This is a genomic window from Streptomyces sp. NPDC001617 (assembly GCF_053596855.1).
Genome location: NZ_JBSFHA010000129.1, coordinates 1 through 22,500, shown reverse-complemented (window position 1 = coordinate 22,500; position 22,500 = coordinate 1). Strand labels below are relative to the sequence as shown.

Genomic DNA, 22,500 nt, shown 5'->3' with positions numbered 1-22,500 from the left:
TCGTGGTCGCCTCCGTCGCCGCGCTGAGCCTGATCGGCTGGGGCACGTTGCAGCTCATCGACATCTTCACGGGCGGCGGCAAGAAGGCGTCGGCGTGACGCCTTACTGCTCGATCTCGTCCTGCTTGTAGCGGGTGAGGTTGAGCAGGACGTCGGACCAGTACGCGAACCGGTCGTGGTCGGCGGCCGGAACGCCGAGGAGGTCGCAGATCACCCAGACGGGCAGCGGGTAGGCCAGGTGACTGCGCAGGTCGGCGGGCTGCCCGTGGGCCACCATGTCGTCGACGAGTTTCTCGGCCGTCGCCTCGATGCCCGGCCGCAGCGTGGCCACCCGCTCGGCGGTGAACCACCGGCCCACCGCACCGCGCCACCGCCGGTGCGCCTCCCCGCGCGCGGGGAGGGCCTTCGCCATGTCGCTGCCGAACACCCCGCCGCAGTCGTCGTCCGCGATCCGGGCCGCGTCGGCGCGCAGCAGACTGCTGAACCTGTTGTCGGAGAGGACCTGCCGGACGTCTTCGTGACGGGTGAGCAACGTGGCCTCGTCCCCGCTGGGCAGGGTCACACGGGCGAACGGGCACCGGTCGTGCAATCCGTCCCACTCGGCGGGCCGCTCCAGCGCCGTGGTGCCGTGCAACGGATACCTCAGGGGCTGTCGGTCCTCGCGCGGGTACATACGCCCTCCTCCGATCCGGTGGTCGCTGCACGATCAGGCAAACCGAGCCCTTAAGGTAAGTCAAGCGCCTGACTTACCTTTGATCAGGTTTCCGGTCCCTCTCACCATCCGTCTCGCACCATCCGTATGGAGGCTCCTTTCATGTCCGACGCTCTTCCGAGACCTGCGAGCGCGGGCGATCCGGCCACGTCGCAGTCCGGTGCCGTGGTGGCCGTACTGGCCTTCGCCGGCATCGTCGTCTCGCTGATGCAGACGCTGGTCATCCCGATCGTCCCGGAGCTGCCGAAGCTGCTGGACGCTCCCGCGTCGGACACCGCCTGGGCCGTGACCGCCACGCTGCTGGCGGCCGCGGTGGCGACACCGGTGGTGGGGCGGCTCGGCGACATGTTCGGCAAGCGGCGCATGCTGCTGGTCAGCGTCGTGCTGCTGGTGACCGGCTCGGTCGTGTGCGCGCTCAGCCAGTCGCTGGTGCCGATGATCATCGGTCGGGCGGTACAGGGGCTGGCGGCGGCGGTCGTGCCGCTGGGTATCAGCATCATGCGGGACGAGTTGCCGGTGGAGCGGCTGGCCGGGGCGACGGCGCTGATGAGTGCCTCGCTCGGAGTCGGCGGCGCGCTGGGGCTGCCGACGGCGGCGCTGATCGCGGACCACTTCGACTGGCACGTGCTGTTCTGGGCCTCGGCCGGCATGGGCGTCGTGGCCCTGGCGCTCGTCGTGCTGTTCGTGCCGGAGTCGAAGGTGCGTTCCGGTGGCCGCTTCGACGTGGTCGGCGGTGTGGGTATGGCTGCGGGTCTGGTGTCCCTGCTGCTCGCGATCTCCAAGGGCGCGGACTGGGGCTGGACCAGCGGCACCACCCTGGGCCTGTTCACGGCGGCGGTCGTGGTGCTGGTCGCCTGGGGCTTCTTCGAACTGCGCACCTCCGAGCCGTTGGTGGATCTGCGCACCACCGCCCGCCGTCAGGTGCTGGTGACCAACCTGGCCTCGATCGCGATCGGTTTCTCGATGTTCGCGATGTCCCTGGTCCTGCCGCAGTTGCTGCAGTTGCCCACCCAGACCGGCTTCGGCCTGGGCAGGTCGCTGCTGACGGCCGGTCTGGTCATGGCACCGTCCGGCCTGGTGATGATGGCGTTCGCCCCGGTGTCCGCCGCCGTGTCCAAGGCGAAGGGCCCGAAGGTCACGCTGATGATCGGTGCCCTGATCGTGGCCTCCGGGTACGGCCTGAACATCGTGCTGATGTCCGAGGTCTGGCACCTGGTGCTGGTGTCCTGTGTCATCGGCGCGGGCATCGGCTTCACGTACGGCGCCATGCCGGCCCTGATCATGGGCGCGGTGGACCCCTCGGAGACCGCCGCCGCCAACAGCCTCAACACGCTGATGCGTTCGATCGGTACGTCGTGCGCCAGCGCCATCGCCGGCGTCATCCTGTCCCAGATGACGATCAGCCTCGGCGGCTACGCGCTGCCGTCGGAGAACGGCTTCAAGGCCGTCATGGCCATCGGCGCGGGCGCCGCCCTGCTGGCCTTCGCCGTGGCGTCGTTCATCCCGCGCCGCCGGCCCGTCGCCCCGGCCGCGTCGGCGCACGCGGTCGCCGAACCGTCGGCCGACGCGTCCACGGTGGGCTGAGCCGCCGACCGCAGATGGCCGCCGGCCCACGGTCGGCGGCCATCAGGCCGGCTTCCTGCGGGTCCGCAGCAGGCTCACCCCCGCCCCGAGCGAGACGGCGCCCATGCCGACGCAGGTGAGGACGCCCTGGGCGCCGTCCACGGCGAAGGGGGCCACCGCGGCGACGGCGAGGTTGAACAGGAACAGGAACCAGAGCACGGGCCGGGACGCAAGCAGGGTCTTCATCGGGATTTCCTCTCGGGAGCAGGTGTTTGACCGTGTGCCAACAACCCTGTCGTCATGGCTCCGCCCTCTCGATGGAGTGCGTGCCCGGATGCCCGGTGTAGCCCGCTCCACCACCGCACGGCCCCTCGTGCTGCGGTATGACGTGCGGCCCGACCCGTACTGCGTTCTCAGTAGCCCCGATTGTCGGCAGCCGCACGACGACGTGACGGCCCCGCCCCGGGAGCCTGGGGAGGCCGAGGCGCTGATCCGCGAGGACCCGGGCGCCTCAGCCCCTTCCGTACGGGAGGCGGCCCGTCTGTGACCCCGTCGCCTTCCCCCGAGGGGGTCGCCCGTGCCGCACCGGACCCGGGCGGCCCTCGCCCGTCGTTCCCGGCGGGCATCGCCCACCATGGCTCGAGGACCCACCGGAGAGACGCGATGAGCATCCCCTGGCAGCGATACGCGGACGAGCATCTGCGCACCGTCGACACCATGACGGCGGCGCTCCTGTTCGCCGCCTTCCTCTTCGGCAGCGAGATCCAGGTGCCCGACGCGCACCACTCGGACGCGGTGGGCCCCACCATCGCCCTGGCGGCCGGCTCCTGCGTGGCCCTGTTCTGGCAGCGCACCCACCCCCGCACGGTGACCGTGGTGACCACGCTGGGCGCCGCCGGTGCCGGCGCGCTGGGCCATCTGCTCACTCCGCTGATCCTGGCCCCGGTCATGCTGGCGCTGCTGCGGCTGTCCGTCGGCACCGACCGCGCGACCACCCGGATCTTCTTCGTCGCCGCCCTCGCCCTGATCGTGATCCCGACCTTCGTGGTCGACCCCGACGACCACCCCTGGCCCCTGAAGACCCTCGGCCCCGCCGCCTGGCTGCTGCTGCCGGTCGCCACCGGCACCACGGTGCGGATGAAGGCCGCCTATCTGGAGGCCGTCCAGGCGCGCGCCGAGTACGCCGAGCGCAGCCGCGAGGACGAGGCCCGGCACCGGGTGGCGGAGGAACGGATGCGGATCGCCCGCGAGCTGCACGACGTCGTCGCCCACCATCTGGCCCTGGCCAACGCCCAGGCGGGCACGGCGGCCCATCTGGCCCGCACCCATCCCGATCAGGTCCAGAAGATCCTCACCGAGCTGGCCGGTACGACGTCCTCGGCGCTGCGCGAGATGAAGGCCACCGTAGGTCTGCTGCGCCAGCCGGACACCCCCGAAGCACCCCTGGCCCCGAGCCCGGGGCTGGACCGACTCGCCGAACTGACCGACGCCTTCGGCTCCGCGGGCCTGAGCGTGAAGGTCGCCACCGAGGGCACGCCCCGACAGCTGTCGCCCGGGGTGGACCTGACGGCGTACCGCATCGTGCAGGAGGCGCTGACCAATGTCGCCAAGCACGCCTCGGCCAGGGCGGCGCATGTACACCTCGCCTACCGCGAGGACCAGTTGACGATCACCGTGACCGACGACGGCACCTCGACCGGCCCCTCGGATCCCGCCCCGGGCCACGGCTTCGGGCTGATCGGCATGCGCGAGCGCGCCCGGTCGGTCGGCGGGGCCCTGCAGGCGGGCCACCGGCTGGAGGGCGGCTTCGAGGTCACGACCCGACTGCCCCTGTACCCCACCGCGCTGTGACGCGGGAGACGACCACCATGAGACGACAGGAACGGACCCCATGACCATCCGCGTGCTGCTCGCCGACGACCAGGCCCTGCTGCGGGCCACGTTCCGCATCCTGATCGACTCCTGCGACGACATGGAGGTGGTCGCCGAGGCGACCGACGGCGCCGAGGCGGTCGACCTGTCCCGCATCCACCGCCCCGACCTGGTCCTGATGGACATCCGGATGCCCGGCACCGACGGCCTCGCCGCCACCACGGTCATCTGCACGGACCCGGCCCTGTCCGGCACGCGCGTGCTGATCCTCACCACCTTCGAGATCGACGAGTACGTCGCCCAGGCGCTGCGGGCGGGTGCGAGCGGGTTCCTCGGCAAGGACGTGACCGCCGAGGCCCTCCTCGACGGCATCCGGACGGTGGCGGCGGGCGACTCGCTGCTCTCCCCGCCGGCCACGCGCGTACTGATCCAGCGGTTCCTGACGACTCCCGTGCGCGGCGCGCGGCTGCCGGGCTCCGCCGATCTCTCCGGGCTCACCACCCGCGAGCGGGAGGTCATGTCGTGGGTGGCCGAGGGCCACTCCAACGAGGAGATCGCGGAGAAGCTCTACGTCAGCCCGCTGACCGTACGCACGCACGTGCACCGCGCGATGACGAAACTGGGCGCCCGGGACCGCGCCCAACTCGTGGTCATCGCCTATCAGTCGGGCCTGGTGCGGGCCCCGCAGCCCGGGGAGTGCTGAGGCTCAGCCGGCGGACAGCCTGTCCAGCCACTGCTCCAGCAGGGCCGACTCGGCGGGGGTGAAGACGGGGGCCTGCGCGGCGCGCAGGCGGGCGGCGAGCGTGGCGGCGGCGACCGGGACGGCCGTGTCCCGGCCGTCCCGGCCGTCCCGGCCGGCCGGTTCCCCGGCGGCGGGCCGCGTGACCGAGCCGAGGACGGCGTCGCGCAGCCGCTCGGCGAACCGCGGGTCCGGGTACTGCTCGGGTCTGGTCAGCATCGACAGGGCCGCCCCGACATTGGCGGACATGACGATCTGTGTGGCGAGGGCGGGCGGGACGGTGAGCCGGCCGGCGGCCGCGCAGCGTTCCAGGATCCCGTGCAGCAGCGCGTGCGCCTCCTGGGCGGCCGCGGGCGGGACCGTGAGCTCGGGCGAGTACATGAGGCGGTAGTGGTTGGGGTGCTCCAGCGCGAACCGCATGTGGTTGTCCCAGCCGCTCCTGAGGTCGGCGACCGGGTCGCCGCTGGGCCGGGCCGCCCGCTTGGAGGCGAGATAGGCCCCGAATCCCCGGTCGACCACGGCAGCGAGCAGCCCGGCCTTGTCCCCGAACAGCCGGTAGAGCATCGGCGCACCCACCCCCGCCGCCTCGCACACCGCCCGCGTGGAGACGTCGGCGACCGACGCCTCGGCCAGCAGGTCCGTGGCCGCCTCCAGGATCTTCTCCCGCGCATCCATGGGGCCACCGTACGCCATTCGTAGCGTCGATACGAATTCTGAGGTACCAACGCTACGAAACCGTGTTATCGTCGATACGAGAAGAACGTAGCAACGCTAACAAAGGATGCGGTCATGACCACTCCACCCCGGACGGACCAGCGCGTCGCGATCGTGACCGGCGGATCGCGCGGCATCGGACGGCAGGTCGCCCAGCGGCTCGCCGCCGACGGGTTCGCGGTCGTCGTCGGGTACGCGGGCAACAAGGACGCGGCCGACGAGGTCGTGCACACCGTCGAGGCGGCCGGGGGCACGGCCTTCGCGGCCCGCGCGGACGTCGGTGACGAGCACGAGGTCGCCGCCCTGTTCGACCTCGCGGAGGCCACCTACGGCGGTGTCGACGCGGTCGTGCACGCGGCCGGGCGGATGCCCCTCGCCCCCGTCGCCGAGCTCGACCTGGGCGAGCTGGACGCCCTGTACCGCACCAACATCCGCGGCACGTTCGTGGTGGACCAGCAGGCCGCGCGCCGACTGCGCCAGGGCGGAGCCCTGGTCAACTTCTCCAGCTCCGTGGTGGGTCTCGCCTTTCCCGGCTATGGCGCCTACGCCGCGAGCAAGGGGGCGGTCGAGGCGCTGACGCTGATCCTCGCGCGGGAGATGCGCGGCCGTGACGTGACCGTCAACACCGTCGCGCCCGGCCCCACCGCGACCGATCTCTTCCTCGACGGCAAGGACGAGGAGACCGTGGCCCGGCTGGCCGCCCAGCCGCCGCTGGAGCGACTGGGGACGCCGAAGGACATCGCGGCCGTCGTGTCCTTCCTGGTCGGCCCCGAGGGCCACTGGGTCAACGGGCAGGTGCTGCGGGCCAACGGCGGCATAGTCTGACGGCCCGGCGCGCCGCGAGAACAGGCGCCGTTCAGGGGAAAACGGCGGACGGGGCGCGTGGCGAGTCGCGACACCGTCGACACCTCACCCTGTGACGCTCCCCCTCATCCCGCCCATGCTCGCCCGGTCCGGCTCCCTGCCGTCCGCCGCGCAGGACGCCCGTTGGGCCTACGAGACCAAGCAGGACGGCCAGCGGGTGGTCGCCTACCTCGAAGGGGACGGCGGCGTCCGGTTGCGTGCCCGGTCCGGGGAGGAGATCACGGCCGCGTATCCCGAGCTGCGAGCGCTCGCCACGGCCCTGGGGGCGACACCCGCGGTGCTGGACGGGGAGGTGCTGGCCCTCGACGAACACGGCCGCGCGGACTTCCAGTTGCTGCAGTCCCGGATGGGGCTGGCGCACGCGCCGGGCCGGGCGGTGCGGCAGGCGGCACAGGTGCCGATCCACCTGGTGCTCTTCGATGTGATGCACCTGGCGGGCCAGGACCTCACTCCGCTCCCGTACGTCCGCCGGCGCGGGCTGCTGGAGGAGCTCGGCCTCGACGGGGCGTACTGGTCGACCCCCGCCGCGCTGGTCGGGCACGGCGAGCAGGCGCTGCAGGCCACCCGGGAGCACGGTCTGGAGGGCCTGGTCTGCAAGCGGCTGGACTCGATGTACGAGCCCGGGGTGCGTTCCCGGGCCTGGATCAAGATCCGCAACATGCGCAGCGAGGACGTCGTCCTGGGCGGCTGGCTGCCAGGAAAGGGGCGGCTGTCGGGGCTGCCCGGCGCCGTTCTGGTCGGGCAGCGGGCGGCGGGGAGGCTGCGGTACGTCGGCGGGGTGGGCACGGGATGGAGCGAGGCCGAGCGCACCGAGCTCGCCGGGCTGCTGCGGGCGGCCGAGACGACCGTGTGCCCCTTCGACCCGGTCCCCGCGGTGCCGGGAGCGCACTGGGTGGCGCCCCGGCTCGTCGGCGAGGTCCGCTACAGCACCCGCACCCGGGCCGGCCTGCTCCGCCAGCCCTCCTGGCTGCGCCTGCGGCCCGACCTGGCGCCCGAGGACGCAGCGGCCGATCTGCCGGACGACCTCGGCTGATCCGTCATGGCCGAGTTCGCCTGCCAACCGGCCTTCGACCACGACACGGACGGCTGCTGCTCCACTCCCGCGATCGGCCCCGACGGCACGGTCAACGGCGGCCTCGAGCCGACTGGTCAGCCACGCGGAGATCGTGCACCACACGGTCGGCATCGGCACAGTGTCGCCTCGTATCTCTCCTCGGCGAAGCCGTCCGATATCACGTTCGACCCGAACGTCTGATCCCACGACGGTTCACCGGCCGGCTCGTTCCACAGCTCCCGGGGTCATGCTGGCTGCGAGAGCCAGGAAGGGCGGACCATGCCGGTCGACGGACGGACCAAACACGGGCGGCTCGCGCGGCGGAGCTTTCTGGCCGCCGTGGCAGCCGTCGGCACGGCGAGTGCACGAGCGACGGCCCGCGGGAACGGGTACGCCATGCCCACCCTCGCCTTCGCCGACCCCACCGTCCAGCGCGGTCTCGGCACCCTGTACGCCACCGCGCTGAAGGCCCTCGCCGACACCCACACCGTCCCCGCCGATCCGAAGGTGTACGACAGGGCGGGGCTGCTCACCTACCCGCCCGGCACCGTCGTACGGGCCGGTGGCGGGTATCCCGCGCCGCAGCGCTGGACGCGGGACGCCGCCGTCAACGCCTGGAGCGGGGTGAGCCTGCTGGCGCCGGCCGTCGGCCGCAACACGCTGTGGTCGGTGGTGGAGCGCGGTCCGCAGGGGCCGGTGGTGCAGCAGGACGACCAGTGGTGGGACCAGGTCGTGTGGATCCCGGCCGCCTGGCACCACTACCGGGTCACGGGTGACCGCGCCTTCCTGGCCCAGGCCTACCGGACCGCGGTCAACACCCTCGCCGCGCGCCGGGCCCGCGACCTCGACGCCTCGTACGGCCTGTTCCGCGGGCCGGGTTTCATGAACGACGGCATCTCCGGCTACCCGAGCCCGCCCGCCTCACCGCGCGTCCGCTCCTCCTTCGTCCTGGACCATCCCGGCGCGGAGGGCCTGATGTGCCTGTCGACCAACTGCCTCTACCACGGCGCCCACTCCGCGCTCGCGGGCATGGCCGACAGTCTCGGCGAGCCGGAGCGCGCGATGTCCCTGCGGGCGGACGCGGAGCGCCTGCGGAAGGCGATCGACCAGCACCTCTGGCGCGAGGAAGCCGGGACATACGCGTACCTCCTCCACGGTGACGGAGCGGTCGACGCCTCCCAGGAGGGCGCGGGCCTGGCCCTCGCCGTCCTGTGCGGGGTGGCGGACCGGGGTCGGGCGCGCCGGATCCTGGCCGGCGCGCACTGGCAGCCGTACGGAATCGTCAACGTCTGGCCGCACTTCCCTCGGTTCGACGACGAGCGTCCGGGGCGGCACAACGTCATGGTGTGGCCGATGGTGCACGGCCTCTACGGCCACGCCGCCGCGAGCGCCGGCCGCACCGACCTGTTCGCGCGCTCCGTCGAACTCCTCGCCGCGCTCGTCACCAACAGCGGCAGCGACTTCTACGAGCTCTACGACTCCATGAGCGGTGCCGTCGACGGCGGCTGGCAGGAGGGAGGCGGCGGACGGGTCGAGCACTTCGTCTCGCAGCCGGACCAGGCCTGGTCGGCGACGGCGTATCTGCGGCTGGTCCATGACGGGCTGTTCGGTCTGGACTTCACCGAGAACGCCGTACGACTGCGGCCGTGTCTGCCACCCCGTTGGGGCCCGGTGAGCCTGCGCGGGCTGCGCTGGCGGCGCATGACCCTCGACATCGCTCTGAGCGGGGGCGGCACCCGGGTGCGGTCGTGCACGGTCGACGGGCGCCCGGCCGAACCGCTGATTCCGTTCGACGGAACGGGACATCACACCGTGGACCTGGACCTGGAGGTCTAGGCCCCGAGGCGGGCCGGGCCTCGTTCCCGCGCCCGATCCCCTGTAACGGCACGCTGCATAGCGTCGTTCCCATGGACACGATCGATACGAGCGGACGGCTCGAAGAAGCCCTGGAACGCGTCCACGCAACCGGACCGGAGCGCCTCGGACGGCTCTCCAACCACGCCCCCATGGTCGTCGAGGCGCTCGCCGCGCGCGGGCAGGCGGGCGCCGTGCACCACTGGCTGGACCTGTACCGGGACCACTTGGAGGACTTCCCGAACCGGGTGGCACCCGTCACGGACGACAACTGGCCCACGGTGCTGGGCGACCGGCGCCGGGTGGCCGACTGGATCGACTACTTCTCCCGGGCTCTCGCCGAACACCCGTGGCAGAGCGTCCTCGCCACATGGTGGCCGCGCCTGCTGCCGGGTCTGTACGGCGGCGCCACGCACACGGTGATCCGGGTCGGCCATGCCGTGCGCACCCTGGAAGCCGGTGAGAACGCACCGCGGCTCACCGAACTCGCGCACGCCCTGGGCTACTGGGGAGCCGCACACCAGACCGTCACGGGCCTCGCCGACCTGCCGGGCGCACCGACGGCAGCGGCTTCGCTCGACGTCGTTGCGCCGATCCCCGCAGGCGTGACCGGCTTTCCCGCCCGACTGGCGGCCGTACGCCGACTCCCGCTCTGGGCACAGGACGTGACCGATCCTGACGCGGCTCGCGAGCGGCTCACCGAGCTGGTCACGGCCGCCGTGCACCGATACGCCAGCCACGGGCACGGCGAGGCGACGATGCTGGTGCACGCCTCGACGGCCCCCAACGCCGTGCTGCGCACCCTGGATTCGCTGCCGCGCGAACTGTGGGCGCCGAGCCTGCACGCGGCCTGGACGGCGTCCGCGGCGGTCACCGCGATGTACGCCCCCGCCGCACCCGTCGTCTACACGCCCCCGGCCCGCCTCACGGCGCAGGAGGTGATGGAGCGCGCCCTCGCCCACGGCGACGAGCACGTCGTCAAGTTCGCCGACACGGCCCTGGACGTGGGCGACGAGAGGGCCCTGGCCGCGGCACAGCGGGCGATCGACATCAGCATTCCGCTGGTCTAGTTGGCGGCGACCAGCGCGTCTCCGAGGGCCGTGCGCGCGTACAGCACGTAGTACCCCTGGCGCCGTGAACCGAGCAGGCCCGCCTCGCGCAGGGCGGTGAGGTGGGCCGACACGGTGGACGGGGCGAGGCCGTGTCGACGGGCCAACTCCGTGGTGGATGCCGGAGTGTTGAGGCCTCCAAGGACGGCGGCGCGCTGGTGGCCGAGCAGCCGGGCAAGGGCCTCGGAAGGGCGCGGGGCGGTGTGGAGACGGCCCATGCCGAGGGCGGGGTAGATGACGGTGGGCTGCCAGGGGCGGGCGAAGCCACTGACCACGTCCGGCCACACGAAGACGCTGGGCATCAGCAGCACACCCCGCCCGTCGGCCCGTTGGGCGTCCGGGAGGTCGCCGTACATCCGCAGGGTGAGGGCGTGTCCGCTCCAGTCGATACCGGGGTGCAGAGCGCCGAGGAGCGCGCCGAGGCCGCCGTCGGCCGCCCGCCGTGAGCGGTGCGCGATGTCGGCCTCCAGGACGGCGCGGTGGCGCGGCCAGTCCGGGGCGAGCAGGGCGTGCCAGGCCAGTTCGGTGAGGTCGGCGAGGCGGCGGACGGTGCCCGCCGGGTCGTCCAGTGCGGCGCGGCCCTGCGGCGACTCGGCGAGGCCCGGGGTGCAGGCGAGCGAGCGGGCCATCTCGGCGCGGGCCAGCGCCGGGTCGGTGGCCCGCATCCGGGCCAGTTCGTCGTCGATGGAGGGGTACGGCTCGTCGGGAGGCGCGCCCAGGAAGTCGGGGGTGTAGCCACCGGGACGCGGGACGAACAGCCACAGCGGTGAGAGGTCCAGTCCGTCCAGCGTGCGGCCCAGGCGGCGTAACCAGGCGCGGTGGTAGCCGTGCCGGGCCGGGCGGCGCAGCATCCGCAGGGCCTCGTGGGTCTGGCACAGGGGCGAGATCGCGAACCGGCAGCGGGTCAGGTCGGCGGCGCCCAGGTGCAGGGTGAGCGGCAAGGCGGCCTCCGTGAGCGGTGCGGGACCCATTCGGTCTGGATCGAAACAGTAGAGGCCCGTCGGTGGGCCGAGCACGCTTGCTGCCCTCGATCACCGACCCCGGAGGACAGCCGAGAGATGGGCAGCGTACGTCCGGCCGCGTGGCGCAGGGCCGCCGTCGTCGCGGCACTGATGCTGGCGGCGTTCACCTTCAACACCGCCGAGAATCTGCCGGTGGGCCTGTTGTCGTTGATGGCGGCCGACCTGGGAGTGTCGCTCGGGGCCGTGGGCGCGCTGGTCACCGGGTACGGCCTCACGGTGGCCGTGGTGTCGCTGCCCTTCGCCCGGGTCACGCGGTCCCTGCCGCGCCGCCATCTGCTCGCGGGGCTGCTCGGGCTGCTGGCGCTGGCCAGCTGGGCTTCGGCGCTGCAGAACGTCTCGTACGGGCTGCTGATGGCGGCACGGGTGGTCACCGCGATCGCGCAGGCGGCGTTCTGGGTGCTGATGGGGCCGGTCGCGGTCGGCCTGTTCCCGCCGGAACGGCGTGGCCGGGTCATGGGGTTGCTGTCGGCCGGCGGTTCGCTCGCCACGGTGCTCGGCGTGCCGGGCGGGACCTGGCTGGGCGGTCACGGCGGCTGGCGGGCACCGTTCGTGGTGATCGGCGTGCTGGCGCTGGTGTCCCTGGTGGTCGTAGCCGCTCTGCTGCCGACCTCGCGTCCTCAGGAGAGTCATGCGGCGTACGGCGTCGCTCCGGACCGGCGGCGGTTCCTCCTCGTCGTCTCCACCACGGCGCTGTCGGTGACCGGGGTGTTCACGGCGTTCACGTATGTCGCCGCCCTGCTCCAGGACGTCGGCGGGTTCGGCGAGGGCGCGGTGAGCGGTGTGCTGTTCGCGTTCGGGGCGGCCGCGCTCGCGGGTGTCGCGGTCACCGGCCCGTTTCTCGACCGCTTTCCGCGCGCCACGCTCACCGTGCCGGTGGCCACCCAGGCGACGGCCCTGCTCGGCCTGTACGCCGGGGCGGGCAGCCGGGTGGCCTCGGTCGTGCTGCTCATGCTGTTGGGCGCCTCGGTCGCACCGGTGTTCATGGCGACGCAGAGCCAGGTGCTCCGGGTGGCGCCGGGCCGCACCGAGACGGCACTCGCGGCGAACTCCGTCGCGTTCAACGTGGGGGTGGCTGTCGGGGCGCTCGTGGGCGGCGCTCTGCTGCATGGCGTCGGGGTGCGCGGGCTGTTCCTGGTCGGCGGGCTCCTCTCGGTGGGGGCGCTCGCGATGCCGGTCTGGCCCGCGAGAAGGCTCGTCGCCGTACCGGGACGCCCGGACACGACCGCGGCGTGATTCACCTCCCGAATCGGGCAGTACCGCCCGAGCCACCCCTCCCAGGGGTCTATCGTGTCCGCATGTCCGTCCCCGAACTGATCCGTATCGTCTCCCGCGACTCGCCCATGGCGCTCGCCCAAGTGGAGCGTGTCCGCGCCGAGTTGGCGGTTCTGCACCCCGGTGTGCGCACCGAGGTCGTGCCGGTGAAGACGACCGGTGACAAGTGGATGGGCGTGCTGTCCCAGGTGGAGGGCAAGGGGGCGTTCACCAAGGAGGTGGACGCCGCGCTGCTGGCCGGCGAGGCCGATCTCGCGGTGCACTGCCTCAAGGACGTGCCGGCCGACCGGCCGCTGCCGGCGGGCACGACGTTCGCCGCGTTCCTGAAGCGGGACGACATCCGCGACGCCCTGGTGCATCCGGACGGCCTCACACTGGACGAGCTTCCGGAGGGGACCCGGATCGGCACCTCCGCGGTGCGCCGGGTCGCCCAACTATCCGCCACTCACCCGCACCTGGAGTGCGTGCCGTTCCGCGGCAACGCCAACCGGCGGCTGGCGAAGCTGGCGGCCGGCGAGGCGGACGCGCTGCTGCTCGCGGCGGCGGGCCTGGAACGCATCGGGCGCGAGGACGTGATCAGCGAGGTGCTGTCACCGGAGACGATGATGCCGTCGATCGGCGCGGGCATCCTGGCCCTGCAGTGCCGGGAGGGCGACACCGACCTGATCGACGCGATCAGCGGGCTGGGCGATCCGGACACCCACCGGGAGGCCACCGCGGAGCGGATGTTCTTGCACGTCCTGCAGGGGCACTGCAACAGCCCGATCGCCGGGTACGCGCGCGCGAACAACGGCGGCGAACTGTCGCTGCGGGCCTGTGTGTTCACGCCGGACGGCAAGACCCGGCTGAACGCCCACGAGTGGGCGGGCCGGCTCGACCCGGCCACCCTGGGCACGTCGGTCGCGGTGGCGCTGCTGCGTCAGGGCGCCCGCGAGATCATCGACGGCATCCCCCACTGAGGCGGCCACGGCTCAGGCCGTGCCCTCCTCCGCCTGGTCGCGCAGGAAGTTGCTCACCTGGTGGGCCAGGACGTCCCGGGTCGAGGCCGGATGGGTGCCCACGGGCTCCTCGTGCAGCCCGATGCCGCCGGCCCACAGCCGGCGGTCGGCCCACTCGTCGTCGACCCGCAGCTGGATCTGGATGTCGACCTGGCTGAGGGAGGCCTCCGGGCCGGCCGCGAACAGTACGGCGGTGGCGCGGCGCAGCGGGTAGACGTCGAAGCCCTCGATGAACTGCGAGTTGCGCCAGTCGATGAACGCGGCCTCGCCCTCGGGGCCGATCCGCACGTCGATCTGACCGTCCTCCAGGTGGATGGTGGAGTGACCGCTGCCGCGGTTCTCGACCGTGACGCGGACGCTGAAGTAGGTGAGCCCGGCGGCCGCGTCGTCCCGGCCGCGCGGCGGCTCGGTGGCTTCCAGGCGGTGGACGCGGACACGCAGGCCGGCATGCTCGTCGTACTCCTGCCAGTCCCCGACCACGTTCGGCTCGTACACAATCCACCTCTTCGACCTCAGAGAGCTGCTTCCTATCTGTGTGCTCAGTGCACTGTCAAATGAGCAGAATGCGCTGTGGCCAGGGAATTCGCCCCCTTTGATCACTGATCAAGCCGTGCGCAGGAACAATCGGCGAAATGTGCCACACACGCGTGTGAGGGTGCGTGCCGCACATCACGTTCCGGGCGGTGTGATCAGCGGGCGAGTCGGCCGAGGAGCGAGGAGGCGGCGGCGATGCCGAGGGCGGCGGCCACGAACAGCACGGCAAGGTCGAGGGCCACGTGCGCGTGCGTGCCGAGGAGGAGTCCGCGCAGGGCGTCCACCTGGTAGCTGAGCGGGTTGAACGTGCTGATCGCCTGGAGCCAGCCCGGCATGATCGACAGCGGGTACAGGGCGTTGGAGCCGAAGAACAGCGGCATGGTGATGGCCTGTCCGATGCCCATCAGGCGGTCGCGGCTGAGGACCACTCCGGCGATCGTCATCGACAGACAGGAGAAGAAGGCGGACGCGAGGACCACGATCGCCGCGACGCCGAGCAGCTTGAGCGGGTTCCAGGTCAGGGCCACGCCCATCAGTGCGGCGATGACGATGACGACGACGGCCTGGATCAGCGACTTCACGCCGGCCGCGAACGCCTTGCCGGTGATCAGCGCCGAGCGCGGAGTCGGGGTCACCAGCAGCTTGTTGAGGATGCCGGCGTCACGCTCCCAGATGATCTGGATGCCGTAGAAGATGGCGATGAACATCGCGGACTGGGCGATGATTCCGGGAGCCAGGTAGTCGACGTAGGGGATGCCGCCGGTGGGTATCGCCCTGATCCGGGTGAAGGTCTGACCGAAGATCAGCAGCCACAGGGCCGGCTGGACCGCGCGGGTGTAGAGCTCGGTGCGGTCGTGGCGGAGTTTCTGCAGTTCGACGGCGCACATCGCGACCACCCGGGCGGGCAGCAGCCGCCAGCCCGCGCGGGGCTGGGGAGGCTGCAGGAGGAGGTCGATGCCGTCGGTGCGGTCAGCCGACGCGGTGGGCGGTGCGGCGGGTGCTTCGGACATCGCGGAAATCTCCTGACTTGTCGTCGAGACCGCTGCCGGCGACGTCGCGGAAGACGTCCTCCAGGGTCGGCAGGGTGTCCGTGCCCCGGCGTTCGGCGAGGCCCTGGCGCAGCTCGGCCGGGGTGCCGAGGGCGCGGACACGGCCGCGGTGCATCAGGCCGACCCGGTCGCAGTACTGGTCGGCCTCGTCCATGTAGTGGGTGGTCACCAGGACGGTCATGCCGGTGGCGTTCCGTACGGCGTTGATGTGCTCCCACACGCCGGTGCGGGCGATCGGGTCGAGGCCGATGGTCGGCTCGTCGAGGATCAGCAGCCGGGGGGCGCTGACCAGGGCCTGGGCGAGTTCGAGGCGGCGGACCATGCCGCCGGAGTAGGTGCCGGCGAGCCGGTCGGCGGCGTCGGTGAGGTCGACGGCGGCGAGGGCCTGGCCGACACGTTCGCCGCGTTCGCGCCGGGAGACGTCGAAGACACGGGCGAACAGGGCGACGTTCTCGCGTCCGGTGAGCCCGGCGTCGGCGGACAGCTGCTGCGGGACATAGCCCAGCAGGCGGCGTACGGCCATACGGTCCTTGGCGGTGTCGTGGCCGAAGACACCGACCATGCCGGCGGGGACCGGCAGCAGGGTGGTGATACAGCGGATCGCGGTGGTCTTTCCGGCGCCGTTGGGGCCGAGCAGTCCGAAGACCTCGCCCTCCCTCACGGCCAGGTCGAGTCCGTCGACCGCCCTGGTCTCGCCGAAGGTGTAGGCGAGTCCGGTGCAGGTGACGGCGTCGACCGTCGCGGTGTCCGCGTCCTTCGTCATGACTCCTCGGCCTCCTCGTGCAGGTTGTCGGCGAGCTTGCGCAGGGCCGGGACGGCCGCCTCGAGCACGGCCCGGTCCGCGTCCTCGAGTCCGGCGAGCCCGTCCCGTACGAGTTCACCGCGCCGTTTGCGCCACTCGGCGAGCCGCGCCTCGGCGGCGGGGGTCGGCATCAGCCGGGCGGCGCGCCGGTCGGCGGGGTCCGTCTCACGGACCAGATAGCCCTGCCGGGACAGCTGGTTGACCAGCGTCGACACCGAATTGCTCGCCAGGTACAGATCCTTGGCGGCGTCCGAGATGCCGATGCCGGGCTGCGCCACGACCAGGCGCAGCAACTCGACCTCGGCGCCGCGCAGTTGCGGTGCGATCTGACGTCGCAGCCGACGCCTGAGGAGCCGCTGGACTCCGATGAGCGCGTCGATGAACTCGTCCGGGAAGGTCTCCGTCGCCACCCTTCGAACGTTACCTCTGTAGCAGAGGTAACGAACCCATGGAACGGTCAAGCGTGACGCGGCACCGCCGCCCGACCACACCACGTCACCGTTATGCCCGTTTTGTTTGGAAGCTGCGACGCCGGGCATCTGCATGGAGTGCTTCGGACAGGAGGCACCTCCGTGGGAACCGCGAGGCCCCGGATGTCTCCGCAGATCCGAGCCCGCGCCTCCCATGGTGTCTGTCCACCCAGCACCGCCTGAGGGAGGTGCGCGCGATGCGCATCACCACCAGTAGCACGAAGCCCCATCCGCACGACGACGCCCCCGACACGGCCGAGGCCTTCGAGCGGCTGGCGCGGCTTCCCGACGGCCCCGAGCGCAAGGCGCTCCGGGACGAGCTGGTCCGGGTCTGGCTGCCCATGGCCGAGCGGATCGCCGTCCGGTTCAAGGGGCGCGGCGAGGCCCTGGAAGACCTGTACCAGGTCGCGGCCCTCGGTCTGGTCAAGGCCGTCGACCACTACGACCCGGCCCGCGGCCACGCCTTCGAGGCGTACGCGGTACCGACCGTCACCGGCGAGATCAAGCGGCACTTCCGCGACCACATGTGGACGCTGCACGTGCCGCGCCGGGTCCAGGACCTGCGCAACCGGGTCCGGCAGGCGGCGAAGGAGCTCTCCCAGACCACCCAGGGCCGACCGCCGACGGTCGCCGAGATCGCCCGGCACGCCCGTATGAGCCAGGCCGAGGTGCGCACCGGCATGGAGGCCCTGGAGTGCTTCTCCGCGCTGTCCCTCGACGCCGAGATGCCCGGCACCGACGGCTACGCGCTGGCGGACGCCATCGGCGGCCCCGATCCGGCGTACGACGTCGTGGTGGACCGGGTGGCGGTCACGCCCTGCCTCCAGGCGCTCCCCGAGCGTGAGCGCACCATCCTCTATCTGCGGTTCTTCGGCGGCATGACACAGAGCCGCATCGCCGAGCAGCTCGGCATCTCGCAGATGCATGTCTCCCGCCTGCTCAGCGGCTGCTTCGCCCAGCTGCGGGAGGAACTGCTCGCCGAGGCCGGCCGGGCGCCGGTCCTTTCATGACTCCGGGGCGGACCGGACACGTCCTTGAAGACGGCCCACCTCTGTTCGGGTGAAACCCGGCCGAGTGCGGCGGAGTGGTGCGGTGCCCAGGTCACGCGTCCGTCATCGTCACTCCACGACCCTGCGCCACCGGGCGCGGCGCCCGTTTCGGAGCCGCCCCCGGGGTACTCGGCAGGCGCACGGGGCGGTTCCGGTTGGACACTGGTGGCAGACCGGTGTCTGCCGGTCGACGAGACCAGGACGCGACTGCCATGAATCACGACACGACACGCCCCAACGGCACGGCCGAGGTCGTCTCCTCGCACTCCGTGTTCGGCGCGCCCTGCTGGGTGAGCCTGACCAGCCGCGACCTCGACGTCGCCGAGGAGTTCTACCGGGCCGTCCTGGGCTGGCGGCTGCGCCCCGCCAAGCTCGGCGACCGCTTCCGGATGGCGATGGTGGACGACACCCCCGTGGCGGGGATCGCCGGCGTGGCCTCCATGTGGCAGATGGCGGTGGCGTGGACGCCGTACTTCGCGGTGCCCAGCGCGGACGAGGCCGTGGCACGCGCCCAGGAGCGCGGCGGTACGGCGGCGGTCGGGCCGATCTCCTTCCCGCCCGGGCGCGCGGCGCTGCTGGCCGACCGGGACGGGGCGACCTTCGGGATCTGGGAGGGCGAGCTCTTCGCCGACTGGGAGAAGTGGCGCGAGGCCGCCCCGACCTTCATCAGGCTGCACACCCGCGACGCCTTCGACGCCGCCATCTTCTACGGCGAGGTCCTGGACTGGGCGACCGAGCCCCCCGGCTGCTGCGAGGTCCGCTACGAGGGCGGGGAGGTGGTGCTGCGCAGCGACGGCGACATCGTGGCGCGCATCACGTCGGGCGCGCTGGGCGCGGCCCCGGACCCCACGATCCGGCCGCACTGGCAGATCCACTTCGCGGTCGAGGACGTGGCCGCCTGTGTGCGGGCCGCCGAACTGCACGGCGGCAGCGTCCTGTCGAAGGGCAGCGACGAGGCCGTACTGCGCGACACCGACGGCGCGCAGTTCACGGTGACCTCGCGCCCGGAGCGCTGAAGCTCAGCGGGCCGGGCGGGTGAGCAGGACGAGGCTGCGCGCCTCGACGATCACCTCCGTGCCCGCCTTGTGCTCGGTCTCGTCCGGGGGTCCCTGCGGCTCGGCGGTGTCGATCAGGGTCGTCCAGCGCTCGCCGTACGCGACGTCCGGCAGCCGGAACTCCATCGGCTCCCAGTAGCTGTTGAGCAGGAGCAGGAAGGAGTCGTCGACGACGGGGCCCCCGCACGGGTCGGGTTCGGCGATGGCGTCGCCGTTGAGGAAGACGCCGACGGAGTGCGCGTCGGCGCGCTGCCAGTCCTCCTCGGTCATCTCCCGCGCGTCCGGCGCCAGCCACACCAGGTCGGGCAGCGGCTGCCCGGCGTGGGTCGGGGTCTCGCCGCGGAAGAACCGCCGGCGGCGCAGTACGGGATGGGCGGCACGCAGTCCGATGACGTACCGCGTGAAGTCGGCGAGTTCACGCTGCTCGTCGGTCAACTCCCAGTCGATCCAGGAGACTTCGTTGTCCTGGCAGTAGGCGTTGTTGTTGCCGCCCTGGGTGCGGCCGAGTTCGTCACCGTGGCACAGCATCGGGATGCCCTGCGAGAGCAGCAGCGTGGCAAGGAAGTTCCGCTGCTGGCGGGCGCGCAGCTCCAGGACTCCCGGTACGTCCGTCTCGCCCTCGGCGCCGCAGTTCCAGGACCGGTTGACGCTCTCGCCGTCCCGATTGCCCTCACCGTTGGCCTCGTTGTGCTTGTCGTTGTACGACACCAGGTCGCGCAGCGTGAATCCGTCGTGCGCGGTGACGAAGTTGACGCTCGCGCGCGGGCGGCGCCTGCTGTGCTGGTACAGGTCCGAGGAGCCGGTCAGCCGGGAGGCGAACTCGCCGAGCGTGTGCTCCTCCGCGCGCCAGAAGTCCCGTACGGCGTCCCGGTACTTGCCGTTCCACTCCGACCACAGGGGCGGGAAGTTGCCGACCTGGTAGCCGCCCTCCCCCACGTCCCAGGGTTCGGCGATCAGCTTGACGCGGCTGATCACGGGGTCCTGCTGAATGAGGTCGAAGAACGCCGACAGCCGGTCCACCTCATGGAACTGCCGGGCCAGCGTGGCCGCGAGGTCGAAACGGAAGCCGTCGACGTGCATCTCGGTCACCCAGTACCGCAGCGAGTCCATGATCAGCTGCAGGACGTACGGGTGCCGCATCAGCAGGCTGTTGCCGGTGCCGGTGGTGTCGTAGTAGTGCCCCCAGTCGCCGTCCACCAGGCGGTAGTACGAGGCGTTGTCGATGCCCCGGAAGGAGAGGGTGGGGCCCTTCTCGTTGCCCTCGGCGGTGTGGTTGTAGACGACGTCGAGGATCACTTCGAGGCCGGCCGCGTGCAGCGCCTTCACCATCGCCTTGAACTCGGTGACCTGCTGGCCGCGGGTGCCGTGGGCGGCGTAGGCGTTGTGCGGGGCGAAGAAGCCGATCGTGTTGTAGCCCCAGTAGTTGGACAGGCCGCGGTCCTGCAGCACGCCGTCCTGGACGAACTGGTGCACCGGCATCAGTTCGACGGCGGTCACGCCGAGCGAGGTCAGGTGCTCGATCGCCGCGGGGTGCGCGAGGCCGGCGTAGGTGCCGCGGAGTTCGGCGGGGACGTCGGGGTGGGTGCGGGTCAATCCGCGGACGTGGGCCTCGTAGATGACGCTGTCGGCGTACGGCCGTTGCGGCGGCCGGTCGTCGCCCCAGTCGAAGGCCGGGTCCGTGACCACGCCGAGCATGGTGTGGCCCGCGCTGTCGGAGCGGGACGGGCCGTGCGGGGCGCGTTCGAAGAGGGAGGCGTGGTTGTCGACCTGGCCGTCGACCGCCCTGGTGTACGGGTCGAGGAGCAGCTTCCTCGGATTGCACCGGTGGCCCAGGTCGGGGTGGAACGGGCCGTGCACCCGGTAGCCGTAACGCTGCCCCGGGCCGGTCTTCGGCAGGTAGCAGTGCCAGACGAAGCCGTCGACCTCGGCCATCGGGACGGTGCGCTCGGTGCCGTCGTCCTCGACGAGGGCGAGGTCGACGTGTTCGGCGACCTCGCTGAAGAGGGCGAAGTTGGTGCCCTCGCCGTCGAAGGCGGCACCCAACGGGTAGGGGTGCCCGCTCCACACGGGCACCCCTGCCTTGCGGCGGCGCTTCGCGGTCACCGGGCGACCTCCAGGACGCCGCTCAACGGGCTCGCGAGGGCCGCGGCCGGCACCTCGCGCGGCACCTGGCGCACGGCACGCAGGCTCGGCGCGGGCGCCACCGGGACCAGCGGCACACGCGCTCCGGCGCGGGCCCGCTGCGAGAACCAGATGACCTTGCTGCCGGTGTCCGTGGCACAGCAGCCCCAGCCGTCGCTCATCGCGGCGATGCGCTGCAGACAGGCGCGCAGATCCTGGTCCGGGCGCAGTTCGGAGTCGTTCTCCCCGATGGCGGTGATCAGATGCTGGCCGTTCCACCACAGCTCGATCGAGGTGTTCTTGTCCGTCGCGTGTTCGTCGATGGCCGACAGCAGCAGTTCGGCGCCGCGGCAGACGGGCTCGACCAGTGTTTCGAGGTCCCAGAGCCTGAGGTGTGCGGCCAGGATGCGCCTGACCTGTCCGACCCGCTCCGGACTGACTTCCACGTCGAGGTGGTAGTAGCAGGGCACTGCGGTCTTCATCTTCGTTGGCTCCTCACCGGCGAAGCTCCCGTTTCACCTCGTCCCGGCGGGACGGGCCCCGAACGCGAAGCGTGAGCACTGATCGCTCCTGAGTCACCTCAAGCGTGGGAGTGCTACGCCATTCGTGCAACACGAGCGCACCCCCGAGGTAGTTGAAGATCCAACAAGACGTTGCGTGGCCACGCATGCACCATGTGTGAAGACCCCTCTCCCGTGTGTGTACGACCCGGAAGGTGAACGGCGTCATGCTGCTACCGGCCAAAGCCGAAGTGGCCCGGCAACTGCGGCGGTACCGGGCCTGGGAGCGTGTCATGCTCGCCTCGCCCGCCGATCGCGCGGTGCGGGCCACCTTCGAGGACTCGGGCTACACGCTGTGCGTGCTGATGGGCAAACGTTGTGCCCGCGAGGCCGCGGACGCCGCCGAGCGCTATCTGGGCAGCAGTCTGGTCGCCTATCTCCGGGAGCAGAGCGAGCGGCCCCGGGCAGAGACCGCCTAGCAGGGCGGCACCGGCAGTCCCCCGCGGGGAGGCACCCCCTTCCGGCGCGGCTTGTTCCCCCGATCGGGCGAAGGGTCCGGTCTCGAGCACGGCGGAGGTGAGACCCATGAGTTCGACCCCGACCATCGGGCGCATTCCGGTACGCGACGTCCGCCCGGTCGTGGAGTGCGGCAGGCGTCCGGCGAAGGCGGTCGCGGGAGAGACCTTCGAGGTCACCGCGACCGTCTTCCGCGACGGCCATGACGCGGTCGCGGCCAACGTGGTCCTGACGGACCCGGAGGGCTCGCACGGCCCGTGGACGCCGATGCGTGAGCTCGCACCCGGCTCCGACCGCTGGGGCGCCGAGGTCACGGCCGCCTCCGAGGGCCGCTGGACCTATCGCGTCGAGGCCTGGAGCGACCCGGTGTCGACGTGGCGCCACCACGCCCGCATCAAGGTCCCGGCCGGTATCGACGTCGGCCTGGTCCTGGAGGAGGGCGCCGACCTGTTCGCGCGGGTGGCCGCCGGGGTGCCTGCCGGACCGGGGCGCGCGGCGGTGCTGGCGACGGCGGAGGCACTGCGGGACGACTCGCTGCCGGCCGCCGCGCGGCTGGCGGCGGCGTTGACGCCGGAGGTGGACGCGGTGCTGGCCGCGCACCCGCTGCGGGAGTTCGTCACCGCCTCCGAGAC

At 72.0% G+C, this 22,500-nt stretch carries 23 protein-coding genes and 3 pseudogenes; 16 read left to right on the top strand and 10 right to left on the bottom strand.

The genetic code is table 11. From position 1 onward, the window contains the following. A pseudogene (locus tag ACWC09_RS49200) lies at window positions 1-95 on the top strand (LytR C-terminal domain-containing protein); the annotation flags it as partial. Window positions 96-102: 7 nt separating this feature from the next. Here the strand turns inward: ACWC09_RS49200 and ACWC09_RS49195 are convergent. Continuing rightward, window positions 103-672, bottom strand: coding sequence for a hypothetical protein (locus ACWC09_RS49195; protein WP_450858423.1), 570 nt, complete (start codon window positions 670-672; stop codon window positions 103-105). A 141-nt stretch (window positions 673-813) separates the two neighbouring features. On the opposite strand from ACWC09_RS49195, the gene ACWC09_RS49190 reads away from it, so the two are divergent. Beyond that, complete coding sequence (locus tag ACWC09_RS49190; RefSeq protein ID WP_450858421.1) at window positions 814-2,295, top strand: MFS transporter; 1,482 nt, start codon at window positions 814-816, stop codon at window positions 2,293-2,295. A gap of 42 nt (window positions 2,296-2,337) precedes the next feature. Here the strand turns inward: ACWC09_RS49190 and ACWC09_RS49185 are convergent, their stop codons facing one another. Then, window positions 2,338-2,520: a hypothetical protein gene (locus ACWC09_RS49185; RefSeq protein WP_450858420.1), complete on the bottom strand. Its 183-nt coding sequence runs from the start codon at window positions 2,518-2,520 to the stop codon at window positions 2,338-2,340. A gap of 88 nt (window positions 2,521-2,608) precedes the next feature. Between ACWC09_RS49185 and ACWC09_RS49180 the strand changes: the two genes are divergently transcribed. The 3 genes from ACWC09_RS49180 (at window position 2,609) to ACWC09_RS49170 (ending at window position 4,849) form a co-directional block, all read left to right on the top strand. Then, window positions 2,609-2,821, top strand: a complete 213-nt coding sequence (locus tag ACWC09_RS49180; RefSeq protein WP_450858418.1) for a hypothetical protein — start codon at window positions 2,609-2,611, stop codon at window positions 2,819-2,821. A gap of 116 nt (window positions 2,822-2,937) precedes the next feature. Beyond that, the gene (locus tag ACWC09_RS49175; RefSeq protein WP_450858416.1) at window positions 2,938-4,125 is read left to right on the top strand and encodes a sensor histidine kinase; all 1,188 of its coding nucleotides are present in this window, start codon (window positions 2,938-2,940) and stop codon (window positions 4,123-4,125) included. A gap of 40 nt (window positions 4,126-4,165) precedes the next feature. Next, window positions 4,166-4,849 (top strand): response regulator, encoded by a 684-nt coding sequence (locus tag ACWC09_RS49170; protein ID WP_450858414.1) that lies wholly within the window; start codon window positions 4,166-4,168, stop codon window positions 4,847-4,849. 3 nt (window positions 4,850-4,852) lie between these two features. Here ACWC09_RS49170 and ACWC09_RS49165 read toward each other — a convergent pair whose 3' ends face one another. Beyond that, window positions 4,853-5,560: a TetR/AcrR family transcriptional regulator gene (locus tag ACWC09_RS49165; RefSeq protein WP_450858412.1), complete on the bottom strand. Its 708-nt coding sequence runs from the start codon at window positions 5,558-5,560 to the stop codon at window positions 4,853-4,855. Window positions 5,561-5,674: 114 nt separating this feature from the next. Between ACWC09_RS49165 and ACWC09_RS49160 the strand changes: the two genes are divergently transcribed. From ACWC09_RS49160 to ACWC09_RS49140, 5 genes and pseudogenes are all read left to right on the top strand, one after another. Continuing rightward, a complete protein-coding gene (locus tag ACWC09_RS49160) occupies window positions 5,675-6,424 on the top strand; it encodes an SDR family oxidoreductase (protein ID WP_450858411.1) in 750 nt (249 codons plus the stop codon). A 91-nt stretch (window positions 6,425-6,515) separates the two neighbouring features. Beyond that, complete coding sequence (gene ligD, locus ACWC09_RS49155) at window positions 6,516-7,496, top strand: non-homologous end-joining DNA ligase (RefSeq protein WP_450858410.1); 981 nt, start codon at window positions 6,516-6,518, stop codon at window positions 7,494-7,496. A gap of 9 nt (window positions 7,497-7,505) precedes the next feature. Continuing rightward, window positions 7,506-7,628, top strand: a pseudogene (locus tag ACWC09_RS49150) (NPP1 family protein); the annotation flags it as partial. Between the two features lie 168 nt (window positions 7,629-7,796). Next, a complete protein-coding gene (locus ACWC09_RS49145) occupies window positions 7,797-9,353 on the top strand; it encodes an MGH1-like glycoside hydrolase domain-containing protein (RefSeq protein WP_450858409.1) in 1,557 nt (518 codons plus the stop codon). A gap of 71 nt (window positions 9,354-9,424) precedes the next feature. Next, complete coding sequence (locus ACWC09_RS49140) at window positions 9,425-10,441, top strand: questin oxidase family protein (protein WP_450858407.1); 1,017 nt, start codon at window positions 9,425-9,427, stop codon at window positions 10,439-10,441. On the opposite strand, the gene ACWC09_RS49135 is transcribed toward ACWC09_RS49140, so the two are convergent. Beyond that, complete coding sequence (locus tag ACWC09_RS49135; protein ID WP_450858427.1) at window positions 10,438-11,421, bottom strand: DUF5937 family protein; 984 nt, start codon at window positions 11,419-11,421, stop codon at window positions 10,438-10,440. The two genes, ACWC09_RS49140 and ACWC09_RS49135, sit on opposite strands and share 4 nt — an antisense overlap. A gap of 117 nt (window positions 11,422-11,538) precedes the next feature. On the opposite strand from ACWC09_RS49135, the gene ACWC09_RS49130 reads away from it, so the two are divergent. After that, window positions 11,539-12,735, top strand: coding sequence for an MFS transporter (locus ACWC09_RS49130; protein ID WP_450858405.1), 1,197 nt, complete (start codon window positions 11,539-11,541; stop codon window positions 12,733-12,735). A 62-nt stretch (window positions 12,736-12,797) separates the two neighbouring features. After that, window positions 12,798-13,733, top strand: coding sequence for a hydroxymethylbilane synthase (hemC, locus tag ACWC09_RS49125; protein ID WP_450858403.1), 936 nt, complete (start codon window positions 12,798-12,800; stop codon window positions 13,731-13,733). A gap of 12 nt (window positions 13,734-13,745) precedes the next feature. On the opposite strand, the gene ACWC09_RS49120 is transcribed toward hemC, so the two are convergent. The 4 genes from ACWC09_RS49120 to ACWC09_RS49105 all read right to left on the bottom strand — a co-directional run bounded on the left by ACWC09_RS49120 (window position 13,746) and on the right by ACWC09_RS49105 (window position 16,567). After that, entirely contained in the window at window positions 13,746-14,267 is a 522-nt protein-coding gene (locus ACWC09_RS49120; RefSeq protein ID WP_450858401.1) for a hypothetical protein, read from the bottom strand. A 194-nt stretch (window positions 14,268-14,461) separates the two neighbouring features. Further along, window positions 14,462-15,316, bottom strand: a complete 855-nt coding sequence (locus ACWC09_RS49115; protein WP_450858399.1) for an ABC transporter permease — start codon at window positions 15,314-15,316, stop codon at window positions 14,462-14,464. Beyond that, the gene (locus ACWC09_RS49110) at window positions 15,276-16,118 is read right to left on the bottom strand and encodes an ABC transporter ATP-binding protein (RefSeq protein ID WP_450858398.1); all 843 of its coding nucleotides are present in this window, start codon (window positions 16,116-16,118) and stop codon (window positions 15,276-15,278) included. Before ACWC09_RS49110 ends, ACWC09_RS49115 begins: the two co-directional genes overlap by 41 nt. Continuing rightward, on the bottom strand, window positions 16,115-16,567 hold the full coding sequence (locus ACWC09_RS49105; RefSeq protein ID WP_450858396.1) for a MarR family winged helix-turn-helix transcriptional regulator: 453 nt from the start codon (window positions 16,565-16,567) through the stop codon (window positions 16,115-16,117). The genes ACWC09_RS49110 and ACWC09_RS49105 overlap by 4 nt, the downstream gene beginning before the upstream one ends. A gap of 257 nt (window positions 16,568-16,824) precedes the next feature. Here ACWC09_RS49105 and ACWC09_RS49100 point away from each other — a divergent pair, with 257 nt between their 5' ends. Beyond that, complete coding sequence (locus ACWC09_RS49100) at window positions 16,825-17,637, top strand: RNA polymerase sigma factor SigF (protein WP_450858395.1); 813 nt, start codon at window positions 16,825-16,827, stop codon at window positions 17,635-17,637. Window positions 17,638-17,888: 251 nt separating this feature from the next. After that, window positions 17,889-18,692 (top strand): VOC family protein, encoded by an 804-nt coding sequence (locus ACWC09_RS49095; protein WP_450858393.1) that lies wholly within the window; start codon window positions 17,889-17,891, stop codon window positions 18,690-18,692. Window positions 18,693-18,695: 3 nt separating this feature from the next. Here ACWC09_RS49095 and glgX read toward each other — a convergent pair whose 3' ends face one another. Together glgX and ACWC09_RS49085 are read right to left on the bottom strand one after the other, a co-directional pair. Beyond that, the gene (glgX, locus tag ACWC09_RS49090; RefSeq protein WP_450858425.1) at window positions 18,696-20,804 is read right to left on the bottom strand and encodes a glycogen debranching protein GlgX; all 2,109 of its coding nucleotides are present in this window, start codon (window positions 20,802-20,804) and stop codon (window positions 18,696-18,698) included. A 26-nt stretch (window positions 20,805-20,830) separates the two neighbouring features. Next, window positions 20,831-21,334, bottom strand: coding sequence for a pep a2 (locus tag ACWC09_RS49085; protein WP_450858391.1), 504 nt, complete (start codon window positions 21,332-21,334; stop codon window positions 20,831-20,833). 245 nt (window positions 21,335-21,579) lie between these two features. Here ACWC09_RS49085 and ACWC09_RS49080 point away from each other — a divergent pair. Both ACWC09_RS49080 and ACWC09_RS49075 read left to right on the top strand, forming a co-directional pair. Beyond that, window positions 21,580-21,932, top strand: a pseudogene (locus ACWC09_RS49080) (DUF5133 domain-containing protein). Window positions 21,933-21,937: 5 nt separating this feature from the next. Further along, on the top strand, window positions 21,938-22,500 hold a 563-nt coding region (locus ACWC09_RS49075; protein ID WP_450858389.1), incomplete at its 3' end, for a maltotransferase domain-containing protein.

What these genes read in the sequence shown, in the direction of transcription:
- ACWC09_RS49095 (WP_450858393.1), top strand. Translation starts at nt 17,889, where the DNA reads ATGAATCACGACACGACACGCCCCAACGGCACGGCCGAGGTCGTCTCC.
- ACWC09_RS49145 (WP_450858409.1), top strand. Translation starts at nt 7,797, where the DNA reads ATGCCGGTCGACGGACGGACCAAACACGGGCGGCTCGCGCGGCGGAGC.
- ACWC09_RS49110 (WP_450858398.1), bottom strand. Translation starts at nt 16,118, where the DNA reads ATGACGAAGGACGCGGACACCGCGACGGTCGACGCCGTCACCTGCACC.
- ACWC09_RS49100 (WP_450858395.1), top strand. Translation starts at nt 16,825, where the DNA reads ATGCGCATCACCACCAGTAGCACGAAGCCCCATCCGCACGACGACGCC.
- ACWC09_RS49185 (WP_450858420.1), bottom strand. Translation starts at nt 2,520, where the DNA reads ATGAAGACCCTGCTTGCGTCCCGGCCCGTGCTCTGGTTCCTGTTCCTG.
- ACWC09_RS49180 (WP_450858418.1), top strand. Translation starts at nt 2,609, where the DNA reads ATGCCCGGTGTAGCCCGCTCCACCACCGCACGGCCCCTCGTGCTGCGG.
- ACWC09_RS49085 (WP_450858391.1), bottom strand. Translation starts at nt 21,334, where the DNA reads ATGAAGACCGCAGTGCCCTGCTACTACCACCTCGACGTGGAAGTCAGT.
- ACWC09_RS49165 (WP_450858412.1), bottom strand. Translation starts at nt 5,560, where the DNA reads ATGGATGCGCGGGAGAAGATCCTGGAGGCGGCCACGGACCTGCTGGCC.
- hemC (WP_450858403.1), top strand. Translation starts at nt 12,798, where the DNA reads ATGTCCGTCCCCGAACTGATCCGTATCGTCTCCCGCGACTCGCCCATG.
- ACWC09_RS49175 (WP_450858416.1), top strand. Translation starts at nt 2,938, where the DNA reads ATGAGCATCCCCTGGCAGCGATACGCGGACGAGCATCTGCGCACCGTC.
- ACWC09_RS49115 (WP_450858399.1), bottom strand. Translation starts at nt 15,316, where the DNA reads ATGTCCGAAGCACCCGCCGCACCGCCCACCGCGTCGGCTGACCGCACC.
- ACWC09_RS49130 (WP_450858405.1), top strand. Translation starts at nt 11,539, where the DNA reads ATGGGCAGCGTACGTCCGGCCGCGTGGCGCAGGGCCGCCGTCGTCGCG.
- ACWC09_RS49195 (WP_450858423.1), bottom strand. Translation starts at nt 672, where the DNA reads ATGTACCCGCGCGAGGACCGACAGCCCCTGAGGTATCCGTTGCACGGC.
- ACWC09_RS49170 (WP_450858414.1), top strand. Translation starts at nt 4,166, where the DNA reads ATGACCATCCGCGTGCTGCTCGCCGACGACCAGGCCCTGCTGCGGGCC.
- ACWC09_RS49140 (WP_450858407.1), top strand. Translation starts at nt 9,425, where the DNA reads ATGGACACGATCGATACGAGCGGACGGCTCGAAGAAGCCCTGGAACGC.
- ACWC09_RS49190 (WP_450858421.1), top strand. Translation starts at nt 814, where the DNA reads ATGTCCGACGCTCTTCCGAGACCTGCGAGCGCGGGCGATCCGGCCACG.
- ACWC09_RS49160 (WP_450858411.1), top strand. Translation starts at nt 5,675, where the DNA reads ATGACCACTCCACCCCGGACGGACCAGCGCGTCGCGATCGTGACCGGC.